This window comes from Chitinophaga cymbidii (assembly GCF_007992715.1).
GTDB classification, from domain to species: domain Bacteria; phylum Bacteroidota; class Bacteroidia; order Chitinophagales; family Chitinophagaceae; genus Chitinophaga; species Chitinophaga cymbidii.
In genome coordinates this window covers 257848-280439 of record NZ_BKAU01000005.1, presented here as the reverse complement: position 1 = coordinate 280439, position 22592 = coordinate 257848, and the positions used below count along the sequence as shown (strand labels likewise).

At 51.8% G+C, this 22592-nt stretch carries 14 protein-coding genes; 2 read left to right on the top strand and 12 right to left on the bottom strand.

Going from position 1 to position 22592, the window contains the following annotated elements; translation table 11 throughout:
• The first annotated feature begins 461 nt into the window (after window positions 1-461).
• Window positions 462-1004, top strand: coding sequence for an RNA polymerase sigma factor (locus CCY01nite_RS19755; protein ID WP_186831165.1), 543 nt, complete (start codon window positions 462-464; stop codon window positions 1002-1004).
• Between the two features lie 45 nt (window positions 1005-1049).
• The gene (locus tag CCY01nite_RS19750) at window positions 1050-2186 is read left to right on the top strand and encodes a FecR family protein (RefSeq protein ID WP_146865426.1); all 1137 of its coding nucleotides are present in this window, start codon (window positions 1050-1052) and stop codon (window positions 2184-2186) included.
• On the opposite strand, the gene CCY01nite_RS19745 is transcribed toward CCY01nite_RS19750, so the two are convergent.
• The 12 genes from CCY01nite_RS19745 to CCY01nite_RS19690 all read right to left on the bottom strand — a co-directional run bounded on the left by CCY01nite_RS19745 (window position 2187) and on the right by CCY01nite_RS19690 (window position 22551).
• On the bottom strand, window positions 2187-3722 hold the full coding sequence (locus tag CCY01nite_RS19745) for a DUF6850 family outer membrane beta-barrel protein (RefSeq protein WP_146865424.1): 1536 nt from the start codon (window positions 3720-3722) through the stop codon (window positions 2187-2189).
• Between the two features lie 20 nt (window positions 3723-3742).
• Window positions 3743-4966 (bottom strand): DUF4876 domain-containing protein, encoded by a 1224-nt coding sequence (locus tag CCY01nite_RS19740; RefSeq protein ID WP_146865422.1) that lies wholly within the window; start codon window positions 4964-4966, stop codon window positions 3743-3745.
• Between the two features lie 9 nt (window positions 4967-4975).
• Window positions 4976-7735, bottom strand: coding sequence for a TonB-dependent receptor (locus tag CCY01nite_RS19735; protein WP_146865420.1), 2760 nt, complete (start codon window positions 7733-7735; stop codon window positions 4976-4978).
• Window positions 7736-7789: 54 nt separating this feature from the next.
• Window positions 7790-8392, bottom strand: a complete 603-nt coding sequence (locus CCY01nite_RS19730) for a hypothetical protein (RefSeq protein WP_146865418.1) — start codon at window positions 8390-8392, stop codon at window positions 7790-7792.
• On the bottom strand, window positions 8392-10545 hold the full coding sequence (locus CCY01nite_RS19725) for a HEAT repeat domain-containing protein (protein WP_146865416.1): 2154 nt from the start codon (window positions 10543-10545) through the stop codon (window positions 8392-8394). Before CCY01nite_RS19725 ends, CCY01nite_RS19730 begins: the two co-directional genes overlap by 1 nt.
• 250 nt (window positions 10546-10795) lie before the next feature.
• On the bottom strand, window positions 10796-12118 hold the full coding sequence (locus CCY01nite_RS19720) for a MutS-related protein (protein ID WP_146865414.1): 1323 nt from the start codon (window positions 12116-12118) through the stop codon (window positions 10796-10798).
• A 24-nt stretch (window positions 12119-12142) separates the two neighbouring features.
• Complete coding sequence (locus CCY01nite_RS19715) at window positions 12143-13450, bottom strand: MutS-related protein (RefSeq protein WP_146865412.1); 1308 nt, start codon at window positions 13448-13450, stop codon at window positions 12143-12145.
• A 33-nt stretch (window positions 13451-13483) separates the two neighbouring features.
• Complete coding sequence (locus tag CCY01nite_RS19710; protein WP_146865410.1) at window positions 13484-15838, bottom strand: Gldg family protein; 2355 nt, start codon at window positions 15836-15838, stop codon at window positions 13484-13486.
• Window positions 15839-15904: 66 nt separating this feature from the next.
• Window positions 15905-16825 carry an ABC transporter ATP-binding protein gene (locus CCY01nite_RS19705; protein ID WP_146865408.1) on the bottom strand — a complete coding sequence of 307 codons (921 nt, stop codon included), beginning with the start codon at window positions 16823-16825 and terminating at the stop codon, window positions 15905-15907.
• Window positions 16826-16841: 16 nt separating this feature from the next.
• Window positions 16842-17609, bottom strand: a complete 768-nt coding sequence (locus CCY01nite_RS19700; RefSeq protein WP_146865406.1) for a hypothetical protein — start codon at window positions 17607-17609, stop codon at window positions 16842-16844.
• A 60-nt stretch (window positions 17610-17669) separates the two neighbouring features.
• Complete coding sequence (locus CCY01nite_RS19695; RefSeq protein WP_146865405.1) at window positions 17670-19163, bottom strand: RagB/SusD family nutrient uptake outer membrane protein; 1494 nt, start codon at window positions 19161-19163, stop codon at window positions 17670-17672.
• A gap of 7 nt (window positions 19164-19170) precedes the next feature.
• Window positions 19171-22551 carry a SusC/RagA family TonB-linked outer membrane protein gene (locus CCY01nite_RS19690; RefSeq protein WP_186831164.1) on the bottom strand — a complete coding sequence of 1127 codons (3381 nt, stop codon included), beginning with the start codon at window positions 22549-22551 and terminating at the stop codon, window positions 19171-19173.
• Window positions 22552-22592 lie beyond the last annotated feature (41 nt).

Here is a 22592-nt window from a genome sequence, read left to right as displayed (position 1 = left end):
AAAAACAAAGTTTCTTGTAACAGGTGCAGGCACAGGGCATGCCCATCCCTTCAAAAAATGTCTGGTTTTTTGCATAGATTGCAACGTTTGAACTTTTTAAGAAAATTTTCAGACAGATCCCCTCGTTAGCCTGTCAAGCCGGGGGGATCATTTTTTGTACTATTCCCCGTAATCCTACATAAAATTCATATTGTAAAGCTGGTTTTGGCCCATATCGTTTCCCTTCAAGGCGAAACTGACAGCGGCAATGAAACAAGATCCGGTTGATTTAAAACCGCGGCCTGCGGCGTATATTTTTTATAAGACCCTTTTTTCATCCGTGCCTACTACAGAAAAGCATATTTTTTTTTCGGGAGCGAAAAAAAAACCGGCTACGTTCAATATCGGGGAATAATGTTAAACATTTATTTACTTTTGTTTGCTCCCATCGCAGGCTGGCATCAATGAAATATAAAAAAGGCATGGGTACTGAACCAATCGACTATAACGCGCTTCTGAAGCAACTGCAAAAGAGGGACCGGCAAGCTTTTGATCTTTTATACCGGGACATGCGTGTGACGTTGTATGTGGTAGCCATGAGCATACTGGAAGATGAACCTGTTGCGCAGGACCTGGTACAGGAATTTTTCATTGACTTCTGGCACCAGCAGTTGCACCTGCAGATCGAAAGCTCGCTTAAAGGTTACATGGTCCGCTCTGTTCGTAACCGTTCCATCAAACTGCTTAAAAAGCAGCAGACCCGGCGCCGGCGTCAATCCGCTATACCCGCCCCGGAAGAACTGCTGCCTCCTTCCCAACGCCTTGAGCATGCGGAGCTGATGGCAGCTATACACCGCGCGTTAAAAAAAGTCCCGAAAGGGGCGGCTGAGGTTTTCACCCTGTATTACACAGAGGCGCTCTCCTATGCACAGATCGCGGAGAAACTGCATATCAGCGTCCACACCGTGCGCAACCAGTTAGCCAGGGCGCTGCGCATATTACGAAAAGAACTAAAAAATCAATAGCATGCACGTAGTAGCCTGCGTGAAAAAAAGGGTCTATTAATTGATATGAAATTGCTGTCCGACTACGAAGAATATCTCATTTACGCTAAAATAGCCGGTTCGTTAAGCGGGCGGGAGGAAGCCGAGTGTGAGGACCTCCTGCGCAACAATGCGCTGGCCGCTGAAGAATATCAGCGATTATTGCAAAAGCTGCCGCCCGAAGATGTTTCCAGTGCATTCAGCCGGTTCAAAGATCCGGCAAAGTGGCCGGACAGCTACCGGCTGACCGGCGTGCTCCGTAAGGTTAAAAGCACTTCCACCCTGCGCAGGCTTTCCGTTGCGGCGGCGGCAGCCTTATTGCTGGGGATTGCCGGCACCTGGTGGCTGCAAAACGGGCCAACAGGTACAAAAAATGCGGCGCCATTCGAAGCAGACGGTATCCGGCTGACATTATCCGGCGGGCAGCAGATCGATCTTTCCCGCAATAAGGGCGTGATCAACAGTGGCACAGCACAGCTGACCAATTCCGGAACCAGCCTGCAATATGCCAGTCCGGCGGGGACGGGCGCGGCCATGAACAAGCTTGTTGTGCCCAATGGAATGACTTACCAGATCACGCTTTCAGACAGCACCAAAATATGGCTCAATGCAGCTACCCGGCTGGATTTCCCATTCGCCTTCGCCGGCAATACACGGGAGGTGACCATCGAAGGCGAAGCATACTTTGAAGTGGCCCCGATGCCCGGCAAACCTTTTTTCGTGCACCTTCCCAACAGCACGGTGCAGGTGCTTGGCACCCGCTTCAATGTGAACAGCTATGATACGGGAACAGACCAGGTAGCCCTGGTGGAAGGCGCCGTACGAATGAAAGCCGGGGCGCAGGACCTGCAACTGGCGCCCGGCAGAGCCGGTACATACCAGGCCGGAAAAGGGCTCTCTGAAAACAGTTTCGATCAGCAAAAGGTACTGGCCTGGCGGGAAGGTTTATTTTATTTCAAAAACGCTTCCATGCAGGAGATCAGCCGCGTAATACGCCGCTGGTACGGACTGGAAACCCGGATAGATAACGCCGCACTGCAACAACGTAAATTTACCGGCGTGATAGATAAAAATCAACCCGTCCATATTTTTCAGAATAACCTGAAAGCCATTTCAGGTATAGATTCCTACCTGGACGCCGGCAACATACTTCATTTCAAATAGCTAAAAATTCGCTCCCACAGCAGCACCATAGGTAACACGATGATCAAAACCGAAGCCTTCCGCTTTGGTATATCCCGCATAACCGTTCACAAACATCACATTCTTCTTCTCTTTTCCGATCGGGAATGAAAACGTCACCGGCAGCTCAGCACGGATAAAATCAGACGCCAGGTAACGGTAATCGTTCGTTTCCAACTGGGTTACAATAACGTAATCCTTGTTCGCGCCGTTGTATTCATAACCACCGCTAAGGTTCCTGTTATAACCGGCATTCAGGCCAACAAGCAACTGGCTGCTGCCAAGCCGGAAATTCTTCTTCGCGCCCACCTGGATGTAAGCGTTCTCTGTTCTTTTGAACGAGTGAGGAAGAATATATTCATCGTTCAGCTTCCTGTAGCGCGCGGAAAAGTTCGCCAGCCAGGAATAATCATTATTCCCTTTTTTACCGACAATGCTGTAGTCCAGCGATGCTTCCGTGGTCTTGAAAGTGGAGCGCACATATTTGGCCAGGGTCATCCAGCCTTGCTGGCTGCCGGAGTTATCGCGCTGGGTAATATACTGGATGCCGTCTATATGGCGGTTGTAATAACGGGCGCCGAGCGTGTGCAGCAGGCGGGATGATTCTTGCTGCACCGTAGCCCCGGCTTCCCAGGATTTACGCAGCACGGAGGCGCCGTCGCGCGGAACGGTAAATGATATGGTAAGGTCCTCCGCTTCCACGAGGTAGTTCAAATGCAGGAACAACGTGGCCTTTCCGCTGTAACGGTATTGCAGTCCCCCGCCCCAGCTGTCGCCTTCGTAGTTATTCGTTCTGCCGGAACCCAGCATGCTCACCGCCGTACCGAGGCCCAGCAGCTCGTAGTAGGTCTGGTCCACATACGTATTCACATTGCTCATCGTGGCCTCTTCTTTCACGTTGGCATAACGCAGGTTCAGGCCCAGATGCTGGTTGGGCGCCAATGCATAGACCACGCCCGGTGTAATGGACAGCGCATAATAATAGTTCTCCGTACGGATGTCGCGCTGCTTGGCGCCGCTGCTGGCATTGTAGCTGGCGCCCAGTCCCCATGACCAGCGGCCGTAGGAAGGCGTGGCAATGCCGAATTGCAGCTGGTAGTGTTGCTGCACCCAGTCACTGGGGTTCAGGTCTGCGATAATATAGGGCATGCCTCTGAACGGATCGATGATGGAAGCATTGAAGCTGGCTTCTTTGATCCCTTCCCGGCGGTAGTTGAATGAACCGGTGAGATAGCAGCTATCAAGGAAGATGCCGCCCTGTGTTTCCACGATCTGCCGGTTGCCGGAAACACCTTCCTGCGGGCGGTGAAAGTTGCCGTCATAAGCTTCATAACCCGCTTTCAGCTGGGAATAACGGTAAGGTTGGTCCAGCTGCAAACCGGCGGGGTTGCCGGACCGCTGCCACAGGCTGCGTTGCTGACGAAGCTCGAAAGCAGCCGGCGTATTGCGTGGCGTTTGCTGCGCGAAAGCGCCAAAGGAGGCGGCGGTGAGCAATAATGCGATATATAGTTTCTTCATTGTTTTCGATGTTGATTCACTTAATTGGTGTGGTTCCATGCGGGCATCTTTGAACCATGACGCCTGAACTGCGGTACTACGCCGCGCTCAAAGTCGTCTGTGCTGTTATTGGTGTCTATGAAAACGGGGGTGCCATCCGGGTTGGTGATGTCCGACACTTTACGGGCAACGCCCTGCGAGTTGTACGTAGCGCCCACATAGGTCATACCGGCATCGAGCACGGAAGGAACACGTTTGGCATTGATGGAATTCTGGTTGTTGCCGGCCTCCACCGCATCGAGGACGTAGCGGATGGGGATCTTGGCATACTGCGTGGTGGAAGTGGATGCCAGGTTCCTCGTTTTCAGCGCGGGATTGTTCACCGGGTCGTAGGTTTCACCGGGCGGTACGCGGAAGATCACATACGCGCCGCCGAACACGGAAGTCAGGTATTGTGGCAGCGTGCCCTTGGAAGCATTGCCGTTATAAAAGACATGCTGCATATCCACCGCCGGCTGATCGGGGAAATTCGGGTTGTCCATATTGAACTCAAACTCCGAGCTGCTGCAATCAACGGGAGATGCGGGATTGTATTGCGGCAGCTGGTGGTTGGCGGCGAACTGGGACATCACGAAGGATTCACCTGGCAGCAGCGGGTATTCCGTACCATTGCCCGGCACCTTCCATATCCGCTCCGCATAAGCATAGTCAGCGCCATCTTCCGCGGGCCACAAGGGCAAATTGGTGGTGGCGGTAGTTGGCGTAAGGTTGGCAAAGCACAAACCGTCCAGGTAAATCGTCTGGTCCGAGTTGTTGTATACTTCGTAGAACTGGTTCCTGAAATAAAACGGCGTAGTGCCGGCGAAGAAGATCTCGGTGAATACGAGCGGGCTTACCTTCAGACCGTCCACATCTATTTCCACGGTGCCGGCATTCGCTGTGACCGCATAATTTATTTTTGCGCCGTTCAGGTAATACACGTCGCCGCCGGGTGCCTGTGCGCGGCCGGATATGTTGATGCTGTAAATACCGGGAATAAGGCTGTCGATAGCCGTGGCGCCGGTACCCAGCGTCCTTTCCAGCCTGAACCCTTCCGCGAAGTTCTCGAATACCACTTTCAGACCGGCTGTACTGGTGATCTCCGGAACCACGGAATTGGCTTTTACCGTAATGGAGTACGGTCTTATTTCCTCCGCCTCCCGCGCATTATCGATCCTGGAACATGCGCTGCATAAGATAACAAGTGCTATGATGGAATATTTCATGTGTTGCAATTAGAGTGTGAGTGATAATTCCAGGCCAAAGAAATACTGGTTGCCTCTCCTGGTGAAAGTTCCCGGCACACGTTTGGATTCCGCCCGCTGATAGGCCCTGAACGCATTGTTGGCGAAGAACGATACACGCAGATAGTCCGCGATCTCTTTGGTAACGTTCACATTGAAGGTTAGCAGCGGCGGGTAAGATTCCATGATCTCGTTGGTGCGGTTCACGTTCCGGAGCAATGTTGCAAATTCCGGCTCGTCCATTTTCGAAGCATCGAAATCATATACCCGTCCATCATCCCTGGAGATGTATTTCACCGGAATGCTGTCGTTGCCCAGCCTGTACCAGTTGCGGTCGCTCCAGATCACCTGTGTGGTCAGGGTCACCACAAAACCCAGCCGCGGTATATTGTGGGTAGTGCGCAAAGTGGTCACGGCCGTTTCGTTATATCTCTTCTCCATCCCCTGTTCATACAACCCGATGTGCGTTCTGGCAGCACCGGCGTTGCCGCTGAAATCGTCGAAATAGAGATAATCCTTATTATAGCTCTGCGTATGCATAATAGCGCCATTCAATGCAAAGGCAGTACGGATCGATTTGAAGCGGCCCAGGTCCAGGTCCATTTCCAGCCCTTTGGTGCGGGCCACGAGGTTGTTGGTGGGCATGTAAAAGCTGGCGAGCACGTTGTTGCTGGCCGAGAGCTGGTAAGCACCCGTGCCGGTGCGTGTGTATTCGTTATACACCAGCGGTTTGAAGCCGGCCAGTGAATTGCCCATCGTATAGCCGTTGTCCACATCTTCACGGAAGCCGGTCACGCGCAGTGTAGCCTGTTTTATGTTCAGGCGAAGGCCCAGTTCCGCCTTTTTGTTCTTCGCGATCTCCAGCTCCGCATTTTTTGTGCTGAATACGCGCGTGGTGGTCATGAATACGCGCTCATCTTCAGGAATGCTGCTGGTAGCGGTTTCGTTGATGTTGATGTACTCGAAATAGGCATCTTCCGGATGGAGATAGAGTACGGACGGCGCTTTGGCCAACTGACCGTAAGCCCCGTTGATGCTGAGGATGCCCGGCACTACGTCCACGCTGGAGTTGATACGGGGAGATAATGCGGTCCTGTTCCCGGAGAAAACATCATAACGCACACCAGCCGCGATCTCCAGCCGGTGACCGCCTATCCATGTGCTGAAATTATCTTCCGCATACAGGCCCAGCTGGTGGATGCCGGGAATGTCTTTATAGGCCCGCTTTCTGAAGGTGGCGTTTTGCGCGGAGAGGTTCCTGTAAGGCGGCGCGGAATCCGCAAAGGCCTTGCCGTCGCCGAAGTTCCGGTCTGTCTTGAAGTCGGCCCCCAGTATCCAGCGGTGGTTGGTCCGGCCGATCCTGTTGAAAAAAGTAGCGGCCGTTTTGAAGAAAGTATTCAGTTCACGGCCATTGATATCGTACCGGCCGAGATAGGTACTGGGCAGATACACGGCATATTTGCCGGCATCAGCGGGATGGCTGGTGTTCAGCTGATTCCCGTCCACGTCCACATAATTCCTGTCAGGATGATTGGTCAGCACGCTGCCGTCGGTCGTGGTCATGGAGTAAGGGGCATTGGCGGCGGTGTATTGCGTTTCATAGAAGCTGTTCCTGGCGGTATAACCGATCCTGGCAACATAATTAAAGTTCCGCAGCCAGCTTTTATTGAAACGGATGTTGCCGCGTGTATTGAAGATCAGGCCCAGGTCTTTCCCGGAAGAGGCCGTTTTGGTGATCTCGTCGTCCGGGTTACGGTCACGGGTATCTTTTCCGTAGATAAGGTCCAGCGAGGTAGTGCTGGCCAGTCTGCCGAACAGCGTATTGGAATACATGGTACTGGCGGTGAAGCGCTCATAGCGGAGGTATTGCTGCACGGGGTCGTTGGTGTTGCGGGCATAATCTACTCCAACATTCAAAGCGCCTTTGCGGCCACCGAGGTTGAAGCCTCTGTTCAGGGAAAGCTGGTAGAGGCTTGAGTTCGTACGGCCCTGAACTTTCAGCGGCTGCACCCCTGCTTTTGTGTTCACGATCACCACGCCGGACGTTACATCGCCATATTCCACGCCGGGAACACCGCGGATCACTTCCACGGATTCCACGTTGTTCATGGAAATGCCGCGTACATCGTAACCGCCGCCGGGAGATGCGCCACCGGCCAGCGCAGCGGTGCCGCCGCTGACGGCCGGCGTCATGGTCTGCAGGTTGGCGTTGTTGGACATCGGCGCGCCATTCAGCATCACGGAGGCGCCGAAAGCGTTCATGTCTGAAGCGGACGAGCCTACGCTGCGGATGTTGATCTGCTTCGCAAGACTAAGGTCCGGATTGGTAATGATGCCACCGGGCAGCAGGGCCATCACGTCTGCCAGCGAGTTCGCCTGCAGGTGGTCCATCGCCGTGCGAGAAATGCGTGAGCTCGTCCCGTTGGTATTGGCGGTGGTGGCCGTGATCCTGACTTCCTCCAGGCGGAAGTCCGCATTGCGCAGCGTCAGTTGCAGCTCCAGGTCCCGGTTGACCTGCAATAGCGTGTCGATCGTTTCTTTGCCCAGGAAGCGGACGTTGAGGCCGGATGCGCCGGCGGGCACGTTCTGCAACAGGAAGCGGCCGGCGGCGTCGGACTGTGCGGTAATTCCATATGCAGGCATTGTAATAACGGCATACGACAAAGGTTTTTTACCGGTGTCGTACACCGTACCGGCAACGCGGTATTGTTGCGCGAAGGAGGATAATGCAAAAAATAACAGCAAAAGCATCCCCGTACCTGCACGATATGTGCATGTAAAATGTGATCTCATAGATGATGTCAATTAATGTGTATGTCCCATCGTTTCGGGATTGATCATAATATGTGCTTTGAATGTGCCGGCTCCCATCAGCCAGGGCATGCCCGGGATACCAGGCGTTGTGGGAAGGCCCGTGCTGGCCCCGGTGGCGTAGGGTACATATACTACGTACCGGCGCTGCCCGTTCTTTATCTCTCCCGTTTCTTTCACCAGGTCTTCACTCTTGCCCCAATATCCGTACAGGATGGTGGGGGCTTTCGGGAACGAAAGCGTGCCGGCGTTGATCTCGGCTTCGCGCACCTCGTCTTTCTGATGGATGTTCTTTCCCTGCGCCGCCAGCTCCCGGCCACGGGCCATGAAGGGCTCCAGGCGCCTTGGATAGGCATATACGTATACGCCGGACTGCCTGGGGTTCGGAGCGAGGCAGACCATATCATTCGTGCCCTCCCGTAGTGTGGTCACTTTTCCGTCGGGCGTGTAGCCGATCACGGTAGCGCTGTCCCGAAACTCTTCAGGCGCCGCCATCAGTGCTACACGGACCTGCACATCTGCCGGCAGAACGGGCCGTTGCTTTGTTTGCGCCAGGGCTGTTTGCGCCAGCAGCAGTAATACCAGTAACTGTTTCATTATTGAAAGATGTTTAAGTTCTTGCGTGCCTGTGCTTTTAAAGCAGCAGTGTACCCGTTTCCGCCGGCAGCTTCCCTGCAAAGCGCGATGATATCATCCCTTTTCCAGGAACGGGGGAACCAGCTCAATGCTTCCAGCGCCGCCAGTCTTACCGGCTCGCTGCTGCCCGCGTCTTTCGCAATGGTGATAAGTGCCGGTACGGCTTGATGATAGCGGTATGCGCGCATCATGGTGATCTCGGCGATCCTTTTTTTGTCCGGCTTTGAAGCATCAAGCATAGTATCCGCCAGCTCTTTCATCTTCTGACCGTTGCGGGTAACGGCTGCGATGATCTTCTTGTCCGCGTCGTGTTTCTTCAGCGCTTCCAGCATCGGCCCTTCGTTGATGAAGGTCATAGCCGTCTGCGCTTTGAAGGCAATACGTTCGGAATGCATGTCATATGCGATCATATTGGCGATGGCGGGCGCCAGCTCATCGCTTCCGATCTCGCCCGCAGCATACAGGGAGCGGCGGCGGATGAATTCGTAAGGATCAGTGGTGGCGGCTTTGAGCACCGTAATAAAGTCCCTGTTGTTCAGCTTTTCCAGCTGCAGGAACGCTTCCAGGCGGGTGGACTCATAGCCGGACCTGAAATAAGTGTCTTTCAGCAGCGTTGAATAAGCCGCTTTATCCATTTTGCCCGCCAGCTGTACGAGCGCCAGCGCCTGAACGTCTGCATCCGGGGTTTTCAGCAGGGATTTCCAGAAGACGGCGTCATGCCTGCCGGTGATGGCTGCGTTCAGGTCAAGCTTGCTGCTGCTTTTGAAACAAAAAGTAGGATCGCCCATGATGTGGGTTTCCAGGTAAGCAATGTGCTTAAACCAGTTCCCCACCCGAACGCCGTGCTGCAAAAGCCCCAACAGCTCGGTGGCCCAGAGGTCCTGCAACACGCCTATGCTGTTGGCGACAGATACAATATTGCCGCCTTCGGAGAATGGGTAATAACCGGCCAGGTATTTATCCAGGTGGAAAGAGCCGGTGAGGCAGTTATCCAGCAATACCATGCGGGCATTGGGCCGGGCAGCGATAATATCTTCAATGTGGATGTCCAGGTTATGATTGAAGATGGAATCGTCCTTCATCACTGCGGGGTCCAGTGCATTGTCCATCCACGACGCCGGTACATCCAGGTACTTTTCATAATTCGCTTTGGCGGCGGCAATGTCTTTCCCGCTTTCCTGCGCGGCCCGGATCTTGGACCGCAGGTAACGGAGGATATTTTCTTTAGACTCCGTGGGGCTGGACACATAAGGATATCCGTTGATCAACTGAATATCGCTGTCCCCATGACCATGCATGACGGCGAGGTCTGTTTCCGGCAGCTGCAAGGCTTTCAGCAGATGGAACTTCAGCGCGCGATCGTTGGTGAAGTGGAAAAACCGGATGGTATTGCCGGGCAGGAACAGGGCCGGGAACTGGTTCCGCAGCGCCATCTGCTCTCCGGCAAAGGAGTTGACGGATTCCGAGTTGTAGCCGTGCGCGGTGGAGACGAACATATTGTCAAGACTGTTCTGCTGCTTTTTGCCGGCCACCACTTTGCGAAGGTATTCGCGGATCAGCGTGTATTTGTCTTTGCCAGGCACTACCGGCGGCTTGATCCTCGCGGAGTAGATGCTGAGATGGACCTGTTGCGCCGCGTCCGGATTGATGCTGTAATAGAAATAGTTTTTCTGCAGGCTGTCCTGCTTGATGAAATCGAATTCCAGGTGAAAATCGTCATAAAAGCGGTCAGAAGGTACGGAGGAGCGCTGCCAGCTGATCTTCTGGTTCATTTTGAACGTAGAAGTGAGGTATTGCGCATCGCGGACCATGGGCACCGGGATATCGCCGATCAGTACAGCCCCTTCCAGCTGCTGCGGCCGGGCGTGCAGTTCTTTCAGCACCTTCCTGATCTCCTCCGGCCTGTTCCAGTGATGATGTACAATGTAAGTACCCAACCCCGATTCCTCGATGGCCAACCTGTAAGCGTTGATCTCTTTTGCAGCCTGTAAATAAGTAGAATCGTCTACTACGATGGCGAAGCTTGTTTTCGATGTAACGGATGGTCCCTCAATTTTTTGCGCATACGCAGTTGTCACACTCAGCGCGGCAAGGCTGATAATAATCCCTTTCATTATAATGCATTTTATTGGTCTCGAAGCAGTTCAGGGCGGGATGAAAGTCAACCGGAATTGGTATAGTTCGTACAAATTTCCGCCGCGAAGGTATGTGGCGGGAGAAACAGAAGTTTACGCAATCGGAAAAAGAATTGATCCGATTGGGAAAATCATGTTTCCGGGTAAGCTGCTTCGTACCGTTTATGGGAGCAAATATATAATATTTGCAACAATATTGCATTTATTATTTAAGGGATCATTCTGTTTTTTATGCCTGCGCGCTGTTTAAAAGCTCAAGTATGCCTTCCTGCCGGATGATCATCATCCCCTGCCGGTCTTCTGTTATGCCTTCCTTCATTTGATAAGTATACCGCGGATGAGGCCCATCCATAACCGTGGGCATATACGCAAAACGGATATTATTATTTTTCTTCAGCGGCGCCCCTACTTCGATAATATGTGTAGAGATCACAAACATGCATTCCCTGTAATCAGCAAAGCCTTCGGTCACCGACAATGTACCGTCATAAGCATCTTTTACGTTGGTGCCCTTGAATAGCTCGTCGAACATCAGCAGCAACCTTTTTCCGGCAGCCGCTGCCAATGCGGCCTGTTTTACGCGCACCACCTCCGCATAAAAATGACTGTATCCCAAACCAATGTTATCAGCCACATTAATGGAAGAATACAGACCTTCCCTGATCGAAAAACCGAAGCTTTCAGCCGCCACCGGGAAGCCCATGTGCGCCAGGTACAAGCCAATGCCCAATGACTTCATCAATGTTGACTTACCGGCCATATTAGCGCCCGTAAGAAACAGCACATTGGTATCTTTATGCATGTATATATCATTGCCAACAGCATGAGGCACACCGGGATGGAACAACCCGGTGGCCGAAAGAAAATTATCCTCCGGGGGATGTGCAATGGCATAGCGCAGGCCCCTGCTTTGCGCCACGCCGCCTACCGCGATATATACGTCCACCTCATATATAAAGGATAAAACAGCTTCCAGCTCTTTGTTCAGCCTGCTTTTTAAAAGATGATCGTAATGGGCGAGCAAACGGACCGGCAGCGTGGTATAGATATCGATATTTCTCAACTTTTCTATGCGCCTGTCAGCCAGTATTGTTTTGATGGTATTGATCCGGGAGCGGTAAGGCTCTTCCGGCGCCAGTGTTTCCAGGAACGAATGACATCTGGCAAGCGTGATGATGGTCGCCTGCAGGCCCTGTATTTTTCTTTTATAGCGTTCATCGTGCGTCAGCGCGGACAAACACTTTTTTATCACCGTATCCGCCAGTACCAGTATTTCGCTCTTGCCGCTTTTTTCATCCAGGTATTCCCGCATCTGGCTGACGTGCTGTACATCAAAGGGAAATTCACACCCTGCGTCCTGGAAAAAACGGAATACTTTGCTGCGGTTATTGATAGCGGCCACATCCTGCAACGGGTTGCGAAACATCTGGTCAAGCAATTGTTCGCCTCCGCCTGTTTTTACCTGGTTAAACATATGATAGATTGAACCCTGGCGAAACTTGCCCATCAGGTTCAGCTCATCAAGCGTTTGCTTATCTATACTGAAATTCATATCATCATCTTTAAAGTATTTGACTTACCGCACCTTCTTCCCTTCCTTCAATATGTCCAATATCCCTTCATTCCGTATGATCACCATGCCGTGCCGGTCATCGGTAATGCCCTGCCGCAGTGTATAGGGATATTCAGGAACATTACCATTCATCTCCGTGGGCATATATTGAAAACGAATGGCAGGCTCCTGCTTTAATTCTTCACCTGCCTCCACAATATGTGAGGATATAATAAAAAGACTGCTGTGATTCTTTGCAAAGGCGCTGGTAATGGCTACAGTCGCTTCATGCGCGTCTTTTACATTCGTGCCCCTGAAAAGCTCGTCAAAAATGACGAAAAGGGATTTCCTTTGGCTCAGCTCCACTGCGATCTTTTTTGCGCGCAGCACTTCCATATAAAAATGACTGGCGCCGATACCCAGGTTATCCGGCAGGTTCACGGTGGTGTACATCCCGTCCATGACCGAAAACTCCATCGCTTTGGCGGCAAGGGGGAAACCCATATGGGCCAGGTACACCGCTACACTGATGGAACGCAGCAGGGTGGATTTTCCCGCCATGTTGGCGCCTGTCAGAAAAATAACGTTATGGCCGGGGCGCATCGCTATGTCGTTCCCCACCGCATTTTTCAGCGCGGGATGAACGACGCCTTTTATGAGCAGTGTTGCTGTTCCCGGTTCTGTAACACGGGGGTAAACGTAGCCGTTCTTTTCAGCAAGCCGGCCGACAGACAGGTATACATCCAGCGTATACACATAGTGTAACAATTGCTCCAGCTGTGTATGCACCCTTTTCCTGAACAGCTGATCGTATGCGGTGACGGCTGAATAAGAAAGTTTGCCTTTCAGTTTTTCCTTTAACGCCGGCGCCAAAGCAGCATCCGCTAAAAGACCGGCCAGTTCATTCCTTTCCGCGCTGTAGGCTGGAAGGCTGGTGGCATCCGCAGTATCAGAAAATGCCTTCATGCTCTGCAGCAACTCAATGGTAGCCACAACACCGTCAACGGTTTCTTTTTCGCTCAGCGTATTTTGAGGGAGGCCATCGTTATCATCATCGGGCGTACGGACCAGGTATTTCTCTATTCTGTCCAGCACACTGCCGTTTACAGGAAAGCCTGTTTTTCTCAACGCGAACTGTTCTATCGTGTTCAGGCGGTTATTGATCCCTTCCTTGTCTGCAAGGGGTGCATTAAACCACGCCCGCAGCAATTTTTCGCCGCCGCGGGAATGCGTGTGGTTATAAATACCGAAGATGCCTTCGGCCTCCTGCCTTCCAAAAATGCCCAGGTCGTCCAGCGTCTGTTCGTCTGTCTCCAATAATCTGGCGGTCATGTATATGCTGTTTAATTCAGGAAAGATGATTGGTTATTTTCTTTTGCGGCGGATCAGCAAAATAGCTGCGCCGATCAATAGCAATGCCGGTAATACCCATATGTATAACACTTTTAATGTGGCAGCTCCTTTTCGTGTGATGAGCAACAGGTTATCCTGGTGAGCTTTGAAAGGATCGTAAATCGGAAATCTGTTATTGTCCAGCCAGCTGAAGAAAGCCTGTCCATATGGCGTAGAACCCTTATAGAGGTTGCTGGCCCAATCCGCATCGCTGGATACGATGATCCGTTGTTGTTTGCCATTTATATTACGGGTGAGCATGGTGGCCACCGGGAAGTTGCCTTTGATATCACCCGCCCGGGGGCTGAATACCGGCGCTGCGGAATCCGTGACCACCGGCCCCATTTTTACCCAGGCCGCCGCCGTATCGGCCGCTTTCAGCAACGTTTCCGCTTTAAACGGCCCATTCCCGGCAATGACAAGCCCGGTTGCCCCGGATATGGACATTCTCAATGGATCATCCGGCGTGGTGGGCTTTAGTTCTTTTCTTTTCAATTTCCACTTCCTGTTCAGAAATGCTGTTTCCTCCGCGATATCCAGCGCGGAATCGGCGTATACCGGGTAAAAAATATGCGGCATCTCATCATAAGTGGGCTGCACAATGGTCCCTGGCAGCAGTTGTACACCGAGCTGTTGCAAAACCGGGTTGAGTATGTGCTGTTTACCCGGTTCACCCAGGATCATCATGTTGCCGCCTTTATCGATATATTCCTTTATACCGGCAACCGCTTTTTCGCTTAACTGGCTTTTGGGATCGGCAAGTACAAGCGTAGAGGTGTTTTCCGGGATGGCGGCGCTGTCTAAAACAATGGTATCTACGTCAAACCCGATATTGATAAGGGAATAGTTCTCGCTTTTCCCTGTAAAAAGCAACGAATACTCCCGTTGCCCGGTTTTGAAAGGAGAACGTTCCCAGTTTCCCGCGGCAAATACTACCCTGGGGATCGTATCCTGCATCAGCCGCTTTAGTGCGGCATTGACATTGATCTCTTTGGGCCAGATCTCCGGCGTCCTGAACGTCCGCAAAAATTCCGTTCGGCCGTTGTATTTCAATTGCATCACCAGCTTCAGGTTCTCCGGCCGCAGGTCAACCTCCTTCCTGACATCCCCGGGCGATACAAAATCATCCGGGTCGAGCTGATATGCCTGTGCTGCTTTTTCGGCGATCTGTTCAAGCGTTTTACCGGGAAACATGGCATACACACTGTTCCCCATTATCGCGCTGTCATGATCATAATAGTTGACATACCTGAAATTCATATCCGGTTTAAAGCGCTGGTATTTTTCCCAAAGGAGTCCCAGGTATGCATTTCGCGCTCTGGGTAATCCATGTGCAGCGTTGGTGCCGAGTACATTGGTATAGAGCGTTACTTCGAGCGGGCCTTTATCCATGCTTTTCAGTATCTCCTGTGTGCGTGGCCCTACCGTATGGAAATCTCCGGAAGTGGCATCCAGGTAGGCCGTAAATCTTGGCTTGGAGCTGACATAGCCGATAACCAGCGCTATGACCAGTACGGTGGTATATTGCATGGCCCGGACAAACCAGGGCTTGTGTTTGCGGGTACTGTTCAGTTTGATGAGGGTAAAACCAAGAAACATGCAAATGATCACCATGAAATAGATCACGTGCTTCGTGGGCAGCAGGCCCTGTGTCATCCTGTCCGTCCGGTCCTGCAAGGAAAGAAACCAGGTAAGGTCGCGGACGAAATCATATTGCTGCCAGAGCGAGCCGATCCGGGTCAGCACAAAAACAATTAAAAATGTGCTGATGGCAGACACCAGCTGGTAGCTGCTGAGCGTGCTCATAAAAAGACCGATCGCCGCATAGGCGGAAACAAGCAGGTAAAAACCCAGTACTGCCGACAGCAGCACGCCCCATTCAGCTGACCTGATCACAAAAACACCTGTCAACATAAAAACGCCGACAATAACAATTAACATGCAGTTGAAGATCGCTACGGCCAGGTATTTGCCAAAAACGATCTGGTTGGTTGTAATTGGGGAAGAATACAATAACTTGATGCTGCCGTTGTTTAACTCCCGGCTGAACAGCCCCATGGTCAGCAGCGGCACAAAAAGATAGAGGTTGTTCGCTATATTCCTGAATAGTCCATTTGCTGAAAACAAGGCGCCTGTAAATGACTTGCCCGGACCGTAGTCAATGAACCACGGTGTATTCTCCAATAGTATATCCTGGCCATTAGCGGAATTGTACAAAGGGTTGGTGAAAAAAATGGCGCATTGTATAAAGAATATGATCAACAGGAACCAGGCTACAGGAGAATAGAAAAGATTACGAAGCTCCGCTTTGGCAATTTTAAAGATCATGAACTATGAATTGTTGGTGATGAATTTGATAGATCCGTTCCGGTGTTTGTTGCGGCGGACGCCGGCCTATTTTTTTGAAAGTTGTTTAAATGTATCGTCGAGGAGCCCTTTGTCAAAGCTGATCTCCCTGAGCCGCCAGCCGCTCAGTGCGCCTGTTTTGCTCAGTTCCTCGGCAATTTCGTTGGCATCACCTTCCACATACACGCGCACCTGCTTGCTTGTCAGAAACTCCACTCTTTTCACCCCGGCTATATCCAGCAACTGCGATTTAACGGGCGGATTTTCCATTCTCATCAATATGCTTTGCGGTTGCAGGTAGTTATCAAAAGCATCCATCGTATCCGCAAACACGATCCTTCCACTTTCAATCATTGTAATGCTGTTGCAGAGCAGCTGAATTTCAGACAGTATATGGGAAGAAAGCAGCACGGCATGGTCCCTGGAAATTTCCTTGATCAGTTTCCGGGCTTCTATCAGCTGGTTGGGATCGAGACCGTTGGTGGGCTCATCCAGCACCAGCAGGCTGGGTTTATGGATCAGCGCCTGAGCAATGCCTACCCGCTGCTTGTACCCGCCTGACAGATTGCGGATCAGCCGGGAGCTTAAAGCGGCAATCCCGCAGCGTTCCTTCACTTCTTCCACCGCCTTTTTAATTTTGTCTTTGCTGATCAGCCGCAACTGCGCGGAATAGGAAAGATATTCGTCGATGGTGAAGTCCGGGTACAAAGGCGGGGTTTGCGGCAGGAAGCCGATATGTTTTTTGGCTTCAACGGGATCTTTTTCCAGATCAATGCCATTGAGCCATACCTGTCCCTCTGTCTGGTTCAGCACCCCACAAATAATATTCATGGTAGTGGATTTACCGGCCCCGTTGGAGCCCAGCAAACCAATGATCCCGGATCGTTCAATTTCGATATTGATATCACGGATAGCCCAGGAAGAGCCATACCGGTGAGAAAGGTGCGCTGTTTTTAAAATAGATGCCATGTGTGATTGATTTGCATTAGTGGTTTTTTACGATGACCGCGGAAAGTGGCGTCAGGGACGAACCCGCCTCACCGCACAATACCAGGGTGAAATTCCGGTAGCGCCAGAGATTGGGAGATGCCGTACCGGGATTGTTTACATTACTGATGGTAAAGCTGGTCAGCAACTCGCCGGTGCCGCTGTTCCTGAATTCAAATACATAACTGCCGGTAGCGGCGTTGGCCGCATATCTTTTAAATGCCGTGATGCCTTTAAAAGGCAGGTGATTAACCTCGGCGCCATCGGCCTGCCCTTTTATATTCACACTAACGGGAAGGCCGCCCTGCGCGAGGTTGACGAAGCGCAGGCCCATACCGCTATCCGCAGGCGGGAAATAAAGCGGCTGATCTTTCACCAGCAGCGTATCCGGTTTATCTAATGTACCTGCAATAAACAGGCTGCCGATATATCCGCTGGGAAATTCAATGTCCAGGTTGATCAATGGCGGACCGCTTACCAATTTGTCATTCCGGACGGCGTAGAGGTAAACAGTTCTTTTGCCGGACAAAAACCCGTATTCGTATCCCCCACCGGATACTGCCTTGGAGAGCGTAGGCGGGACAGCTGTTTGTGGCGGTCCGGCCAATTCGCTGGACGTTAGCATGAGCGACTGGTAACCGGTATCTATGAGCGCGTTAACAATCGTGAGGGAGGCAGTGCCATCCGGCTTGAGCTGCTCTCTTGTGCAGGAAGCAAACCCTATGATACCGGTCAGTACTATAAAAAAACAAAGCAATTTTCTCATGTCGAATTTTATTTACGATGTGGTCAGTTCCGGTTTCCGGACATGGCAGTGTTGATCTGATCAATACCCCGGGTTCTGTTTTAACCTGGGATTAAAGTTGATATCTTTGGGAGGGATGGGATACAGCAATTGCTCATCCCCAGCCCATGGCTGCTTTGCAGGTATTGCCGAAAGTACGCTCCTGGCCTTGCCGGTGCGTTTCAAATTGAACCAGCGCTGCCCCTTTTCACAAAAAAATTCGGTTTGCCATTCGCGCGCCACGGCGGCAAGCAGCGCTTCTCCGGATAAGGAAGAAGGCAATGCGGGGAGGCCGGCCCTGGCCCTGATGGTATTTAAATCCTCCACGGCTGCTGCCGGCTGCGCTGCACTGGCCCTTGCATTGGCATCCGCCCTTACCAGGTACATTTCAGCGAGGCGGAGCAGCATATAATATTCTGTGGGAACCGCATTCCGCACCCTGTTGTATTGCCCCGTTTTATACTTCGCAACGTAGAAGAACGTATCCGTTCGGGAACCGGCAGCAACAACGATGCTGTCTACCCAGCGGTCCCTCCGTTTGTCGGAAGGATCAAATGCGCCCAACAGCTCATTTGACAGGCAATATCCGATAGCGGGGCTGGTAAGACTGAAGGGAAGCAAAGCAAGCCCATCGTCTGTTGCGTTTCCCAAGCTAACATCACTTGTATTTTGCTTAAACTGAAAGATAGCCTCCCGGCTGTTTTTCAGAAAAACGCTATCGAGGTTCCGTTCCAGGCCATACAATCCGGAATTACCGATCACCCTGCCGGCCGCGGCAACTGCCTCCGGATAATTTCCGTTAAACAGGTATGCTTTAGCCAGCAGGCCCGCCGCGGCCCATTTGTTGACCCTGATCCTTTCCCCTCCGGACGCGGCATAGTCTCCCGGCAGCGCCGCCTCTGCCTCTTTCAGGTCGGCGATGATGAACTCGTAAACCTGCTGCGTGCTGCTGCGTGCAATCAGGGCTGCGTCGCTATATTCGGTAGTTGACACGATTGGAACGTCCCCGTAAAAATTAACGAGATAAAAATAGCAGAGGGCGCGGATGCATTTTGCTTCGGCCGTGAGCACCTTGCGAACGGGCTCGTGCAGGTCGCCTGAGGTGGATGCGGCAATGCCCTCGATCACCGCATTGGCGGCATAGATCACCGCATACCCGGCATTCCACGTGGCGTCTGTAATAAAACCGGCATCCGGGGCAACACCTTCCAGGCTCAGGCGGTTAGCTGCCAGGAGGGCCTCAGGGCCAAATGCAATAGCATTCACCCGTAACAGCTCATCGGATGAAAGCGACGCATGCAGGGTAATAGGGCGTTTCACAAAGCCGCTGGTCATCAAAGTGGTGTAAACACCATTCATGGCCATTCCGGCCAGCTCGTCAGAACTGAAGGCGGTCCCGGAGGTTATTTTATCCACGGGGTCTGAAATATCCACCAGCTTTTTACAGGATGCCGTGCTGAACAGGCAGCCCGCCAGAACTAACAGCAGAACAAGACCGGCTGTTGACTTTCCCAGATATATGCAAGAACATCTCATGGCTTTTCTATTTGAATTGACAGGTCAGTTTTAAACGATAAATGGCGGCCGGCGGCAGTCCGGAATGCACATCAGGATCGAGTCCGTTGTATTTTGTCAGCAGCAGCACGTTCGACGCTTCGCAGGCCAGCATGGCGCCTCTTAAACCAGCGTACTTTACCCAGGTTTGGGGGAAGGGATGACTGAGGTAAACGTTATTCAAACGGATATAGGAAGCGTCACTGTACACCAGATCCGAATTCCGGAAGTTGCCGATATTCCTGTTTGTTGAAAACGCAGGATTATCCGCGATATCGCCTGGTTTTTGCCAGTGATTACGATAGAACTCCACGGGAACATTTGCGTTAAATGTGCCGTTTGAAAAAGCTTTGCCGGCATGGATGTTTTGACCCATTTGCTTTTTGTAACTAAATCCCAGGCCGAAGTTCAGTTGCCGGTACCTGCCGTCGACATGCATGCCGCCAAAGAATTCCGGCAGCCTGTTCACAATAACATACCGGTCGTCGTCTCCGGTGGTTGGTACCTGTGTACTGTAATCGCTGACTTTCCAGTCACCGTTGTAATCTTCAAACTCATACTCACCTGTCAGCGGGTTTATGCCAAGGTAGTGATAGAGGTACACCAGATCTATGGACTGGCCCACTTTGTATTGGCTGAAATAGGGCGTGTTTTCGATACCGGGAAAGGATTTCAATATATTCTTATTCTGACTGATATTGAAGGCGGCCGACAGATCAAATTGTTTCGTTTGGATCATCCTGGCGATTACAACGCCCTCCCAACCTGAATTTTGCAGCACCAGGGGTATATTGTCCACAATGCCGGTAATACCGGGCGTGTTGATATAACCCGGTGTTGGCACACTGGTAAGCTGATTGGACACGCGGTTGCGGTAATGCACGATCTCTGCCGTGAACCTGTTGTTCAGGAACCCGATATTGAATGCGCCCTCCAGGTTGGTCTGGCTTTCCCACCCATACCGCTGGTTGGGCCTTACAGAAGGCGTCAGCGTTGACTGGCCGTTGTAATTATTGGCCGCTGTCTGTATTTGCCAGAGCGCCAGATATTGGTAGTCTGAAATGGCATCACTGCCTTTGATCCCGTAACTGCCCCTGAATTTTACGAGGCTGATAAAATCCGGGAGCGCCTTGTTCAGCCATTTTTCTTCTGAAGCGATCCAGGCCAGGCCGACCGATCCAAAATCACCATACTTTTTTCCCGGTCCGAATTTTGAAGACCCCTGGCGCGTTCCAACAAGATTAACGATGTATTTTCCCTCCCAATCATAATTGACGTTGGCAATAAAACTGGCATCTTTGCTTTTGGCAGCTTGCATCTCGGGTAATGTAATTGTGGCGCCGTTGATAGACTGGATCAAGGCATCAGACGTATACCCGGCCCCGATCATCGCAGTTGAACTTGCGTTCTTGATCACTTCCTGCCCCACCAGCTTAATGGACAGCAGGCCACGGCTGATCTGCACCCGGTAATCCAGCTGCGGATAAATGGTCAGACCGGAAATAGTGGTCGTGGAAAAGAAATTCCTTCCCTGAGGGTTGCCGTAAGGCGATTGCTGGGCAATGGTGATGAAATTCCTGGTATTGTTATTTGAAAAATTGTAGCCTGTTACCAGTTTAAAATCCAGGCCATTGATTATTTTATAGTTCAGGGAAAGGCTGCTGAACAGTACTGTTCCGGTTTGGGGATTTGGCATCGACTTGTATATCCCGAAAGGATAAACACTGGCGCCCGGCAACAGGCCGTCTACCGTCCATTCAGCCCAGTTGAGGGAGCCGTTTGCATCATATATTCCGGGGCCGTTGGGAGCATAAGTGCCGAATAACCCCCGGGTTACATCTACATTACTGTAAGTAAAATTTGTGCTCAGCGAAACGGAAAACTTCCTGTTAAGGGTAGCATGGCTGACGTTGGAAGACACCGTAACCCGTTGCGTGGCCCCTGAAAGGTCCGTTGTATTGGTGGTCCGTGTATAGTTGGCGCTGATCCTGAAGTTGGTCTGATCGCTGCCGCCGGATACGCCTGCGGCGACCTCTGTGGTCCTGGCAATGCCACCCATCAGTTTCCGCTGCCAGTCGGTATAGCCGGTAGTATCCCAGTACAACAGATCGGGCGCTGTGGCCAAAGTGGGGGTCAGCCCGTCGTTCTTGAACGCTTCCCTCCGCATCGCCAGGTATTGCTGCGTGTTTAGCATGTCATAGTACCTGGCGTTTCTGCCCATGGTAAAAAAGGCGGGGGTTACCTGCAATTCAAAACGGGTAGCGCCCGGCTTGCCTTTTTTGGTGGTAATTAAAACGATGCCATTGCCGCCACGGGCGCCATATACCGCAGTGGCATCGGCGTCCTTTAAAACTTCAATACTTTCAATATCCTGCGGATTGATATTGAACAACGGGCTTTGCCCGCCGGTGGTTAGAGAATTTGGATTGTGGGGGCTCTGTTCATATCCGGGCGACACCCGGTCCGTGCGCCCTCCCCCTGCATTCAGGGACAGTACGTTGATGGGCACGCCATCAACAATATACAGCGGGTCTGAGGGCACTCCCTTGTTTAATGAGTTCAGCCCCCTGATCTGCACGCTGACGGGAGAGCTGGCATAGCCGGTAGTAGGCGTGACCACCATGCCCGGTACCCGCCCCTGTAAAGCCAGGAGAGGATTCATCACCGGTTGCCGCGCCAGTTCCTCACCGCCAACTTTTGTAATGTTGCCGGTTGCCAGCCTGCGGCTGGTTTTACCAAATGCCGTCAGCACCACTTCATCCAATGTACTGGTGGCCTGAACGAGGTTGATGATGAGCGGCCGGCGGTCAGAGCGGTATGCAGCTGCTTCAAGAGTGTTATAGCCAATGCAGCTTACCGTCAGCGTATCATTGAGGCGGACATTATCCAGGTAAAACTCTCCTTTTTCAGTAGTTATTACCCCTTTGCCGGTACGCTTTACAATTACATTTACATTATCTATCCCAACATTCCGTTCGTTTAACACAACACCGCTGATAGCGGTTACAACAACCTGTTGCCCTTCCGCTGTCTGCTTTGCCGGTGCGCTTTCCGCGTCTTTCCTTTCCTGTATGATGATCACTTCGCCGACTACCTGGTAGCGGATGGGCTGGTCTTTAAAACAATGGTCCAGCACGGCGGCAAGGTCCGCTTCTTTAACCGTCAGGGTAACCCTGATGTCATTCATTTTGGCGGGCATGTACTCGTTATAAAAAACGGTATATCCTGTTTGCCTCGTTATTTCTTTCAGTACTTTTTCAAGGCGTTCGTTTTTTACGGACAGGCTGAGCTTTTTGACCGGCCGCCGCTGTGAAAAAGCCGGAAACTGCAGCAATAGGCATAAAGCAATTAATGTGATGGTCAGTCTCATTGGCATCATTTTAAATTCGATGAAATGTCTGGTGCAGGAGA

Bases quoted from the DNA above. Each gene is read 5' to 3' on its own strand.
- CCY01nite_RS19705 (WP_146865408.1), bottom strand. From the start codon at position 16,825: ATGGCATCTATTTTAAAAACAGCGCACCTTTCTCACCGGTATGGCTCT.
- CCY01nite_RS19715 (WP_146865412.1), bottom strand. From the start codon at position 13,450: ATGACCGCCAGATTATTGGAGACAGACGAACAGACGCTGGACGACCTG.
- CCY01nite_RS19740 (WP_146865422.1), bottom strand. From the start codon at position 4,966: ATGAAATATTCCATCATAGCACTTGTTATCTTATGCAGCGCATGTTCC.
- CCY01nite_RS19750 (WP_146865426.1), top strand. From the start codon at position 1,050: ATGAAATTGCTGTCCGACTACGAAGAATATCTCATTTACGCTAAAATA.
- CCY01nite_RS19700 (WP_146865406.1), bottom strand. From the start codon at position 17,609: ATGAGAAAATTGCTTTGTTTTTTTATAGTACTGACCGGTATCATAGGG.
- CCY01nite_RS19745 (WP_146865424.1), bottom strand. From the start codon at position 3,722: ATGAAGAAACTATATATCGCATTATTGCTCACCGCCGCCTCCTTTGGC.
- CCY01nite_RS19695 (WP_146865405.1), bottom strand. From the start codon at position 19,163: ATGAGATGTTCTTGCATATATCTGGGAAAGTCAACAGCCGGTCTTGTT.
- CCY01nite_RS19710 (WP_146865410.1), bottom strand. From the start codon at position 15,838: ATGATCTTTAAAATTGCCAAAGCGGAGCTTCGTAATCTTTTCTATTCT.
- CCY01nite_RS19755 (WP_186831165.1), top strand. From the start codon at position 462: ATGGGTACTGAACCAATCGACTATAACGCGCTTCTGAAGCAACTGCAA.
- CCY01nite_RS19720 (WP_146865414.1), bottom strand. From the start codon at position 12,118: ATGAATTTCAGTATAGATAAGCAAACGCTTGATGAGCTGAACCTGATG.
- CCY01nite_RS19730 (WP_146865418.1), bottom strand. From the start codon at position 8,392: ATGAAACAGTTACTGGTATTACTGCTGCTGGCGCAAACAGCCCTGGCG.
- CCY01nite_RS19735 (WP_146865420.1), bottom strand. From the start codon at position 7,735: ATGCTTTTGCTGTTATTTTTTGCATTATCCTCCTTCGCGCAACAATAC.
- CCY01nite_RS19725 (WP_146865416.1), bottom strand. From the start codon at position 10,545: ATGAAAGGGATTATTATCAGCCTTGCCGCGCTGAGTGTGACAACTGCG.
- CCY01nite_RS19690 (WP_186831164.1), bottom strand. From the start codon at position 22,551: ATGAGACTGACCATCACATTAATTGCTTTATGCCTATTGCTGCAGTTT.